This window comes from Roseitalea sp. (assembly GCF_984466335.1).
In genome coordinates, this window is record NZ_CFIFWG010000113.1 from 1 (window position 1) to 10,504 (window position 10,504).

Here is a 10,504-nt window from a genome sequence, read left to right on the forward strand (position 1 = left end):
TTGTAGAACGAGGCGAATTCGATGCCGATGGCGCCCGAGCCCATGACGACGAGCTTCCTGGGCATCTGCTGCGGCACCATCGCCTCGAAATAGGTCCAGATCAGCTTGCCGTCCGGCTCGATGCCGGGCAGCGCGCGCGGCCGCGCGCCCGTGGCGACGATGACGTGCCCGGCGGTGTAGTCGCCTTCGCCCCTGGTGCCCTTGGGCGCGGGGTGCTGTGGCTCGAAGGCGGGCTTGGACGGCTTGCCGACCGTCACCTTGCCCTTGCTGGTCAGCCTGGCCTCGCCCCAGATGACATCGACCTTGTTCTTCTTCATCAGGAAGCCGACCCCGCCGTTCAGGCGTGCCGACACCTTGCGCGACCGGTCGACGACGGCACCGACATCGGCCGTCACCGTCCCTTCAAGTTTCAGGCCGTAATTCTTGATATGGCTGGCATAATCCATGATCTCGGCCGAGCGCAGCAGCGCTTTCGTCGGGATGCAGCCCCAATTGAGGCAGATGCCGCCCAGATGCTCGCGCTCGACGATCGCGGTCTTGAGGCCGAGCTGCGCGGACCGGACGGCCGTCACATAGCCGCCCGGTCCCGATCCGATGATGATCACGTCGTAGGAATTGTCAGCCAACTTGCCTCTCCTGTCGGTTGCGGGAGGCGGCCGGGCCGAGGGTCAGCCGGTCAGCATCCCGTAGATTTCGTCCTTCAGGCGCATGCGCGTCTTGCGCATGTCCTCCATGTGGAAATCACCCGTGGGCTCGATGTCCGTCTCGGCGCGGTGAATGGCCCGGTTGACTTCGTGATATTGGTCGAAAAGTTTCGCGAAATGGGCGTTGGAGCCCTTCATTTCGCTCATTTTTTCAACATGTTCGGGAAATTCCGCGGCCAGTTCGTGTGGCGTGTGCGCCATCGGCAATGCTCCTGTGCATCGTGTGATGGCACCACCCTAGCGGCCGGCCCTGCTGCCTCCTTGATCGGTGTCAATCGTTCATCCCGAGCAGGGCGCGACGCGGCATCGGCACGATCCTGTCTTCGGGTTCGGCCATGACGGTCTCCTGATCCGGTTGCCATGCCCTGGAGATGGGCACGGCCGCGCCGGTTGTCACGCAATGCCTAAACCAGCATCCCCATCGGGTTCTCGATATAGCCCTTGAAGGCGGCGAGCAGTTCGGCGCCCAGCGCGCCGTCGACGCAGCGATGGTCGGTCGACAGCGTCACGCTCATCACGGTCGCGATCGCCAGCGCCCCCTCCTTGACCACCGGCCGCTGTTCGCCCGCGCCCACGGCCAGGATCGTCGCGTGCGGCGGGTTGACGACGGCGGCGAAGTCCTTGACGCCCATCATGCCCATGTTGGAGACCGCCGTCGTGCCGCCCTGATATTCCTCGGGCTTGAGCTTGCGCTCCCTGGCGCGCGCGCCCAGATCCTTCATCGCGTTGGAGATGGCCGACAGCGTCTTTTCCTCGGCGCGGCGCACGATCGGCGTGATCAGACCGCCGGGAATCGACACGGCGACGCCCACATCGGCGTGGCTGTGGCGGACCATCGCCTCGTCCGTCCATGACACGTTGGCGTCGGGCACGTCGCGCAGCGCCAGGGCCAGCGCCTTGATCACCATGTCGTTGACCGACAGCTTGTAGGCCGGCTTGTCGTCCCTGACGGGCGCGGCCTTGTTGAGCTGCGCGCGCAGCGCCAGGAGCGCGTCCAGTTCGCAATCGACCGTGACGTAGAAATGCGGGATCGTCTGCTTGCTCTCCTGCAGGCGCTTGGCGATCGTCTTGCGCATGCCGTCATGCTTGACGAGCTCATAGGAGCCCTCGGCGAAATTGGCGAGCACCTGTTCGGCGGTTGGCCCCACCGCCATGGCGGGCGTGGCGGCGGTGGCGGGCGCCGGCGCCTCGGCGGCGACGGCCGGCGCCGTGGCGCCCGATGCGAGCGCGGCGTCCACGTCGCGCCTGACGATGCGCCCCTTGGGTCCGGTTCCGGCGATCGCCGTGATGTCGATGCCGGCATTGGAAGCGATGCGGCGCGCGAGCGGCGAGGCGAACAGCTTTTGGCCGTCCTTGACCGGCACGGGACCGGCCTTGCCGCCGTCGGAAATAGCGACCGGCACGGCGCCCTCGCCCTTCGAGGCCGCCTGCGGTGGCACCTCAGGGTGAGGGCTCACGGTGCCGTTGCCGCCTGAAGACACAGAACGAGCGTCCCCCTCATCGGCAGGCGCGGAGGCGCTCTGCGCCGAAGCCTCGAAGGACGAGGGTGCGCCATCGGCCTGCCCGGCAGCGGCCGCCGCGCCCACATCCTCGCCTTCCTCGGCGAGCACGGCGATGGGCGCGTTGACCTTGACGGCCTCGGTGCCCTCGGCGACGATGATCCTGGCGATGGTGCCTTCATCGACGGCTTCGACCTCCATGGTCGCCTTGTCGGTCTCGATCTCGGCGATCACGTCGCCGGCCGAGACGCTGTCGCCCTCCTTGACCAGCCATTTGGCCAGATTGCCTTCCTCCATGGTCGGCGACAGCGCGGGCATTGTGATGGTGATGGGCATGATGCGCTCTCCTAACCCGTGTAGGTGACGGTCTTGACCGCCTCGACGACTTCGGCGGTCGTCGGCAGGGCCAGCTTTTCAAGATTGGCCGCATAGGGCATCGGCACGTCCTTGCCGGCGACGGTGATCGGCGGCGCGTCCAGATGGTCGAACGCCTCGCGCGTCACCCGGTTGGCGATGTAATCGCCCACCGAGTGCTGGGGAAAGCCTTCCTCGACGGTGACCAGCCGGCCCGTCTTGCGCACGCTTTCGATCACCGCCGGCAGGTCCATCGGCCGCAGCGTGCGCAGATCGATCACCTCGCAGTCGACGCCCTCTCCGGCCAGCGCGTCGGCCGCCTCGATGGCGTATTTCATGCCGATGCCGAACGAGACGAGGGTACAGCCGGCCCCGGCGCGATGGATGCGGGCCTTGCCGATCGGCAACACGAAATCGTCGAGCCCTGGCACGTCGAACGTCTGGCCGTACATGATCTCGTTTTCAAGGAAGACGACCGGGTTCGGGTCGCGGATCGCCGCCTTGAGAAGGCCCTTGGCGTCCGACGCCGTATAGGGCTGGACCACCTTGAGGCCCGGAATGTGGCTGTACCAGGCCGCATAGCACTGCGAATGCTGGGCGGCGACGCGCGCGGCCGCCCCGTTCGGCCCGCGAAACACCATCGGCGCGCCCATCTGCCCGCCGGACATGTAGAGCGTCTTGGCGGCCGAATTGACGATCTGGTCGATCGCCTGCATGGCGAAGTTGAAGGTCATGAACTCCACGATCGGCCTCAAGCCGGTCATCGCCGCGCCGACGCCCACGCCGGCAAAGCCGTGTTCGGTGATCGGCGTGTCGACGACGCGCTTGGGGCCGAACTCGTCCAGCAGCCCTTGGGTGACCTTGTAGGCGCCCTGATATTCGGCCACCTCCTCGCCCATCACGAAGACGGTCTCGTCAGTGCGCATCTCCTCGGCCATCGCATCGCGCAGCGCCTCGCGCACGGTCGTCGGCACCATCTCGGTGCCGGCCGGGATTTCTGGATCGGCGGGCGGCGCGACGGCAATCGGGGCGGCCGCGACGGGGGCCGGAGCCGGCGTCGGCGCGGCGGCGGGCGCGGCCTGGCCATCCGGCACGGACGCGGACGCCGTGCCGATCGCGTCGGCGTCCTCGCCCTCTTCGAGCAGCACCGCGATGGGCGTGTTGACCTTGACGCCCTCACTGCCCTCGGCGATCAGGATCCTGCCCAGCCTGCCCTCGTCCACCGCCTCGACCTCCATGGTCGCCTTGTCGGTCTCGATCTCGGCGAGCACGTCCCCTGCGGCCACCGCATCGCCCTCCTTCTTGAGCCACTTGGCGAGGTTGCCCTCCTCCATGGTCGGCGAAAGGGCCGGCATCAGAATATCAATCGGCATCGTTCGCCCCCTTACGCTTCGATCACAATGTCGGTGTACAGTTCGGACGGATCCGGTTCGGGATCGGTCTGCGCGAAATCGGCGGCGTCCGCGATGATCGCGCGAACCTGCTTGTCGATCCCCTTGAGCTCGTCCTCGCCGGCCCATTTCCGCTCGGTCAGCCGCGCCTTGACCTGCTCGATCGGGTCATGCTCCGAGCGCATCTTCTGCACCTCGTCCTTGGAGCGGTACTTGGCCGGATCGGACATGGAATGGCCGCGATAGCGGTAGGTCATCATCTCCAGAATGATCGGCCCCTCGCCCGACCGCGCATGGTCGAGCGCCAGATCGGCGGCCGCCTTGACCGCGCGCACATCCATGCCGTCGACCTGGAAGCCGGGAATCTTGAAGGACACGCCGCGCTGGGAAAAATCGGTCTCGGCCGAAGAGCGGGCGACCGACGTGCCCATCGCGTAGCGGTTGTTCTCGATGATGTAGACGACCGGCAGCTTCCACAGCGAGGCCATGTTGAAGGCCTCGTAGACCTGGCCTTGATTGGCCGCGCCGTCGCCGAAATAGGTGCAGCAGACATTGCCGTTGCCGCGATACTGGTTGGCAAGCGCGATGCCGGTGCCCAGCGGCACGTTGGCGCCGACGATCCCGTGGCCCCCATAGAAGTTCTTCTCCTTGGAGAACATGTGCATCGAGCCGCCCTTGCCCTTGGAGTAGCCGCCCCGGCGCCCGGTCAGCTCGGCCATCACCCCGCGCGACTGCATGCCCATGGCCAGCATATGCCCGTGGTCGCGATAGGTGGTGATCGTCTGATCGCCCTCGATCATCGCCATGGTCACGCCGGTCACAACCGCCTCCTGGCCGATATAGAGGTGGCAGAAACCGCCGATGAACCCCATGCCGTAGAGCTGGCCGGCCTTCTCCTCGAACCGCCGGATCATCAGCATGTCGCGATAGGCCGAAAGCTCTTCGTCCTTGGTGAAGTCGGCCGGCTTCGGTGCCGAAATGGCACTGGCCGTCGCCGCCGCCCTGGATTTGGGGGGAGACTTGCGTGCGCGTGTCGCCATGGCGTTTCATCCCTGTTTCGTTTCGGCGCACAATAAAGCGCCGGATCGGGACATCAAGTCGAGTTTGCGCATGGGATTTATGACGATAAGGCCATCAAAACCTTTGAAAAATACAAGATTAACTGAAAATGAGTTAATTCATGCGCCGCAGCAATTCGTCCAAGCTGGTTCCGCCATCGACGGGATTGTGCAGCAAGATCACTTCGTTGGCACGTGTCAGCCCGAGCGCCAGACGGGCCTGCTCGTCGATCATGTCGCGTTGCAGCGCACCATCGCTCAGCGCGCGCGTGCGTGTTTCAAGCTGCGTCCTCTGGGCGCCCAGCGCGCCCAGCTCAGCCTCAAGGCCGGCCAGCCGCGCCTCGTATTCCTGCTTGGATTGCAGGCCCAGATTGCCGTTGATGCCGTGGAATCCGTAATAGGCAAGGGCGAACAGCGCGATCATGGGTATGACGGCATGCCGAAGCGGTGATCTTCTATATTGACGCGTCCACATCGACCCCGAACCACAGTTGCGCGCAGGCCATGCTTAGGCGCGTTTGGTTAAGGGGCGGCTAAGGCGTCGCGCGGCAAGCTGGTCTTTGGGTCTTTGGGTCTTTGGGTGTTGGGGGCTTGGGTGTCGGACCCCTCGCTTCCGGCCGGAGCCGCCTCAGTGCAGGACCGACATGCCCGCATAGCGGGCCAGGTCGCCCAGCTCCTCCTCGATGCGGATGAGCTGGTTGTACTTGGCGAGCCGGTCGGAACGGGCCAGCGAGCCGGTCTTGATCTGCCCGCAATTGGTGGCGACGGCAAGGTCGGCGATGGTCGCGTCCTCGGTCTCGCCCGACCGGTGCGACATGACGGCGGTGTAGCCGGCCCTGTGCGCCATCTCGACCGCGCGCAAGGTTTCGGTCAGCGTGCCGATCTGGTTGACCTTGATCAGGATCGAATTGGCCACGCCCTTTTCGATGCCCTGGCCCAGGCGCCTGGTGCTGGTGACGAACAGATCGTCGCCGACAAGCTGGCATTTGTCCCCGATCAGGTCGGTATGGATCTTCCAGCCGTCCCAATCGTCCTCGTGCATGCCGTCCTCGATCGACACGATCGGATAGGCATCGACAAGAGATTTGAGATATTCGGCCTGTTCCTGGGGGCTGCGCGTTGCGCCCTCGCCCTCATAGACATAGGCGCCGTCCCTGAAGAACTCGGACGCCGCGCAGTCGAGCGCGATGTGCATGTCCTCGCCGGGCTTGTAGCCGGCTTCGGAAACCGCCTCCATGATGAAGTCGAGCGCGGCGTGCGCGCTTTTCAGGTTCGGCGCGAACCCGCCCTCGTCGCCGATGCCGGTGTTGTGGCCAGCCGCCGTCAGCTTCTTCTTGAGCGTATGGAAGGTTTCGGCGCCCATGCGGACCGCATCGAGAAGCGAGGCGGCGCCCGTCGGCATGACCATGAACTCCTGGAAATCGATCGGATTGTCGGCATGGGCGCCGCCATTGATGATGTTCATCATCGGCACGGGCAGCATGTGGGCGTTCGTGCCGCCGACATAGCGGTAAAGCGGCAGGCTCGATGCCTGCGCCGCCGCCTTTGCGACCGCCAGCGAGACGCCCAGGATCGCGTTGGCGCCCAGCTTGCCCTTGTTGCCGGTGCCGTCCAGATCGATCATCACCGCGTCGATCCTGGCCTGTTCGGTGGCATCCATGCCGCCGATCGCATCGAAGATCGGGCCGTTGACATTGTCGACCGCCTTGCCGACCCCCTTGCCCAGAAAAGCACCGCCCCCGTCGCGCAGCTCGACCGCCTCGTGAACGCCGGTCGAGGCGCCCGAGGGTACGGCGGCGCGTCCGACGCTGCCGTCTTCGAGCGCAACGTCCACCTCGACGGTCGGGTTGCCGCGGCTGTCGATGATCTGGCGGCCGATAATGTCGATGATGGCGCTCATGGATGATGGTTCCCGTCCGGCGGTTTGAAGTTGCGCCGACGCCATAGCCGAGCTTTGTGAAAAGGAAAACAGGGCCGGCGGGGAAAAGCGCGCCTGGGCCTACCCGGCCTTCACGACCGCATCGATCGCCATCAGCCGGCCCATGAGCGCCTCCATCTCGCCGAGCGGCACCATGTTCGGCCCGTCGGACGGCGCGCTGTCCGGATCGTCATGGGTCTCGATGAAGATGCCGGCGACGCCGACCGCGGCGGCCGCGCGGGAAAGCGGTGGCACCATGGCCCGATCCCCGCCGCTCGATGCCCCCTGCCCGCCCGGCTGCTGGACGGAGTGGGTGGCATCGAAGATCACCGGCGCGCCGGTCTCGGCCATGATGGGCAGCGCCCGCATGTCCGAGACCAGCATGTTGTAGCCGAAGCTCGCCCCGCGCTCGGTGAGCAGCACGTTGGGATTGCCCGAGCCGGTCACCTTGGCCGCGACGTTCCTCATGTCCCAGGGCGCGAGGAACTGGCCCTTCTTGACGTTGACGACCCGGCCGGTCCGCGCGGCGGCGACGAGAAGGTCCGTTTGCCGGCAAAGAAAGGCCGGGATCTGAAGCACGTCGACGACTTCGGCGACGGTGGCGCATTGTTCGGCCGTATGCACGTCGGTCAGCACCGGCAGGCCAACGTCTTGCCGGATTTCGGCGAACACCGGCAACGCCGCCTCCAGCCCCATGCCGCGCTTGCCCGAAAGGGAGGTGCGGTTGGCCTTGTCGAAGGAGGTCTTGAACACCAAACCGATGCCGAGCCGTTCGGACAGAGCCTTGAGCCGCTCGGCCATCATCATGGCGTGCTCGCGGCTTTCCATCTGGCAGGGGCCGGCGATCAGCGCGAGCGGCAGTGCGTTGCCGAACCGGACATTGCCCGCCGTCACGATTGTCGCAGGGGTCGTCATGCGGCTGCTCCACTTACATCAAAAGCAAAGAACGCCCCCTGCCCCGGCGCGCGGTCGACGACCACAAAAGGGCCGTGCCGGCGAGCGGCGATCCCGTTCGCCTCCAGGAGCGATGCGAGCGCGGCCGGATCGCGCACGCCGAAGACGATGCCCTCAAAGCGCAGGCCGCGCGCCCGCGCCTGCCGCGCAATGCCGAACCGAACGCCAAGCCCCTCCGGCGTCATCACGTTCATGCCGGCATTGGCCGTTGCGATCTCGATGCCGAAGGAGTGCGCCTGCGTTGCGCGATTGTCGAGCACGTCCTGCAGGAAATATTGGAAATCGGCCGGATTGGTTTCCGAAGCGACGATCTCGGCGATACCGGTCACCGTGTTTGGGTGGGCTTGCAGAGACGACCGGTCGAGAGCGGGCATGCGAACGCGCTGGCAGCAGAACAGGAAGCTGTCCGGCGAGCGCAGATCGGCGGCGAACGCATTGTTGAAGCTGGCGCTGCCGGAATTGCCCGCCCCATCGCGCATGGTGCGGCCGAAACGCAGCTTCCGGCCCGCCGAGATGCCCCGGCGCTGAAACCGTTTGTGATCGGCATCGGCATTTTCGGTCGCCAGCGCGACGGCGGAAAAGCCGTTCTCGCCATTGCGGAAACGGTAGGCCTGGTCGCGGGCGGTGAACGTGTTGCCGCGCTCCGCCGTGCGCTCGCAGTCCTGGCGTTGGGCGATGCCGAGCGGTTCCAGATAGGTGCCGTCGGCCAAGAAGACGCAGGCGTTTTCCGTCCCGAAAGGATGTTTGGCATCGGCAGCCACCCGAAAGCCGAGCGCTTCGAGGCGCGCGCGCGCCGTATCGAGCGCCTCCACGGGCAGCACGCAATGGTCGAGCGCGCGCGGTCGGCGGAGCGGTATGCCATCGGTCATGGCCGGCATGTGCCCCATTTGCCGAGGGCGCGCAAGGCGGCGCCGGGCCGCCGGATTGCCGGACAGCGCTGCCCGCCTATCTTTCTTCTCCCGAAGGAGGTGCTCATGCCCACTCGCCCCCGCACCATCGCGCTGACGCTCGCGGCCGCCCTTGTGCTCGCCCCGGCCGACGGCGCCCACGCCGACGGGAACGCGGCGCGCGCGGTGATCGCCGACCAGCTCGAAAGCTTCCTGGCCGGAGACTTCGCGCGCGCCTACGGCCATGCATCCGACGACATCAAGCGCATCTTTCCGACGCTCGACCGGTTCATGGAGATGGTCCAAGGCGGCTACATGCCTGTCTTGAGCCCGGGCAACTATGCGTTCGGCCGCACCGAGACCATGGCCGACGGCCGCATCGTGCAGGAGGTGCTGATCCGCGCGCCCGACGGCGGCGACTGGACGGCGGTCTATTTCATGGAGTTGCAGGGGGACGGGTCCTGGAAGGTGGATGGCGTCAATCTGCGCAAGGGCGCGGCGGGTTTGGTCTAGCGTCCCTGATCTGAGGTTCGCTTCGTTACGCGGCATGCTCCGTACGAACTTCAGATCCGATCAGGACACGAGCAGGTCTTTGATTCTAAGGTCTTTAGATTCCAGTGTGGTTTACGGATTTGAAGTGCGTTCAGAAGCGTGCCGCGAACACTGTAACGAACGTCAAATCCACCACACTAGAGCCTGTGTTTACACATTGACGATTGACTGCGTTGAAGACCAAGGCCGGCTCTGACCGGGAGAAAAGCGCAAGCAAGTGCGCGCCCATTTGCGATCATTATATAATAAATATCTTTTCTTGAATTTTTATCGATGTTAATATTAAATAATCCATGCATTTACGCATAAGGGTATGGCCGTTCATTTATTTGCAACCTGAAAATCGACACACAGGTGAAATGATGAAACGCTCCTTGACATATCGTCTGTTCGCTCTCCTGCTTGCGTCTTGCCTCTGGCCGGCCGGTGCCCAGGCGCGGGATTGCAGTTCGATCTGCACCGACGCGGAGGATTGCATCGCCGCCGCCCTCTATCCATACGTTCCGGACACCGGGACCTTCTCAACTGCGATCTGCGATGCGTGGACGGCGTCGGGCCGGAAGGAAAAGCTCTACCTGATCGCCGACGAGAACGTCTGGGACGGCGGCTACGCCTCGGACCCGGTCTACACGAACGGCAGCGGCACGCAGGTGCCCATCGACGTGTTCGTCTACGACGCGATGTATCTCGAATACTGGAAGACGCAGACCAGGCCGGTGCCGGCCGGCTCCATCACCAACGCCTCCGACTTCGTGTCCTATGCGCGCACGGCGCTGGCCGGGAGCGAGGGCAGCATGCTGGCGCTGCCGATGCTGGGCTGCACCAACATCATGTTCTATCGCGACGGCGCCGCCGGCATGGAGAACGTCACCACGCTGTCGGGGTTCCTTTCGCAGAACCCCGCCGGGATCTACGCAAGCCCGGTGCCGTTCGACGATACCGGGGCCATGCTGAACATGTCGGGCAAGACGACGATCGGCGTCGACTACATGGTCAAGGGCTTTCTGAACACCGGTTCGTGGCCGTCCATGAACCCGCTCGATGAGTCGATCGTCAAATCGATGGCTGGCATTGCGGAAACGGCCAGCTATTACAATGCCCTGACAGGCGCGATCCCGTCGCTTCCGGGTGTCGAGGACCAATATGTCCGGGCGGGCTATTTCAGCCAGGGGTATGGGCGCACGTCG

At 65.1% G+C, this 10,504-nt stretch carries 11 protein-coding genes; 2 read left to right on the top strand and 9 right to left on the bottom strand.

What is annotated here, in order from left to right; genetic code table 11:
• The 9 genes from AC5E6L_RS10820 to AC5E6L_RS10860 all read right to left on the bottom strand — a co-directional run.
• A partial coding sequence (locus AC5E6L_RS10820) for an FAD-dependent oxidoreductase (protein WP_491773215.1) occupies positions 1-626 on the bottom strand: 626 nt, incomplete at its 3' end.
• A 42-nt stretch (positions 627-668) separates the two neighbouring features.
• Positions 669-905 (bottom strand): HP1242/YdcH family protein, encoded by a 237-nt coding sequence (locus tag AC5E6L_RS10825; protein ID WP_491773217.1) that lies wholly within the window; start codon positions 903-905, stop codon positions 669-671.
• Positions 906-1,108: 203 nt separating this feature from the next.
• Positions 1,109-2,539, bottom strand: coding sequence for a pyruvate dehydrogenase complex dihydrolipoamide acetyltransferase (locus AC5E6L_RS10830; RefSeq protein WP_491773219.1), 1,431 nt, complete (start codon positions 2,537-2,539; stop codon positions 1,109-1,111).
• A gap of 11 nt (positions 2,540-2,550) precedes the next feature.
• Positions 2,551-3,930, bottom strand: coding sequence for a pyruvate dehydrogenase complex E1 component subunit beta (locus AC5E6L_RS10835; RefSeq protein ID WP_491773221.1), 1,380 nt, complete (start codon positions 3,928-3,930; stop codon positions 2,551-2,553).
• An 11-nt stretch (positions 3,931-3,941) separates the two neighbouring features.
• Positions 3,942-4,988 carry a pyruvate dehydrogenase (acetyl-transferring) E1 component subunit alpha gene (pdhA, locus tag AC5E6L_RS10840; RefSeq protein WP_491229551.1) on the bottom strand — a complete coding sequence of 349 codons (1,047 nt, stop codon included), beginning with the start codon at positions 4,986-4,988 and terminating at the stop codon, positions 3,942-3,944.
• A gap of 133 nt (positions 4,989-5,121) precedes the next feature.
• Entirely contained in the window at positions 5,122-5,430 is a 309-nt protein-coding gene (locus tag AC5E6L_RS10845; protein ID WP_491773223.1) for an FtsB family cell division protein, read from the bottom strand.
• A 204-nt stretch (positions 5,431-5,634) separates the two neighbouring features.
• Entirely contained in the window at positions 5,635-6,906 is a 1,272-nt protein-coding gene (gene eno, locus AC5E6L_RS10850; RefSeq protein ID WP_491773226.1) for a phosphopyruvate hydratase, read from the bottom strand.
• A gap of 99 nt (positions 6,907-7,005) precedes the next feature.
• Positions 7,006-7,839, bottom strand: a complete 834-nt coding sequence (gene kdsA / locus AC5E6L_RS10855) for a 3-deoxy-8-phosphooctulonate synthase (RefSeq protein WP_491773228.1) — start codon at positions 7,837-7,839, stop codon at positions 7,006-7,008.
• Positions 7,836-8,747, bottom strand: coding sequence for a VOC family protein (locus tag AC5E6L_RS10860; protein WP_491230871.1), 912 nt, complete (start codon positions 8,745-8,747; stop codon positions 7,836-7,838). Before AC5E6L_RS10860 ends, kdsA begins: the two co-directional genes overlap by 4 nt.
• Positions 8,748-8,852: 105 nt before the next feature.
• On the opposite strand from AC5E6L_RS10860, the gene AC5E6L_RS10865 reads away from it, so the two are divergent.
• Both AC5E6L_RS10865 and AC5E6L_RS10870 read left to right on the top strand, forming a co-directional pair.
• Positions 8,853-9,278 (top strand): DUF4864 domain-containing protein, encoded by a 426-nt coding sequence (locus AC5E6L_RS10865; RefSeq protein ID WP_491230872.1) that lies wholly within the window; start codon positions 8,853-8,855, stop codon positions 9,276-9,278.
• A gap of 401 nt (positions 9,279-9,679) precedes the next feature.
• Positions 9,680-10,504, top strand: an 825-nt coding sequence (locus tag AC5E6L_RS10870) for a type 2 periplasmic-binding domain-containing protein (RefSeq protein WP_491773231.1), incomplete at its 3' end; no start/stop codon positions are given.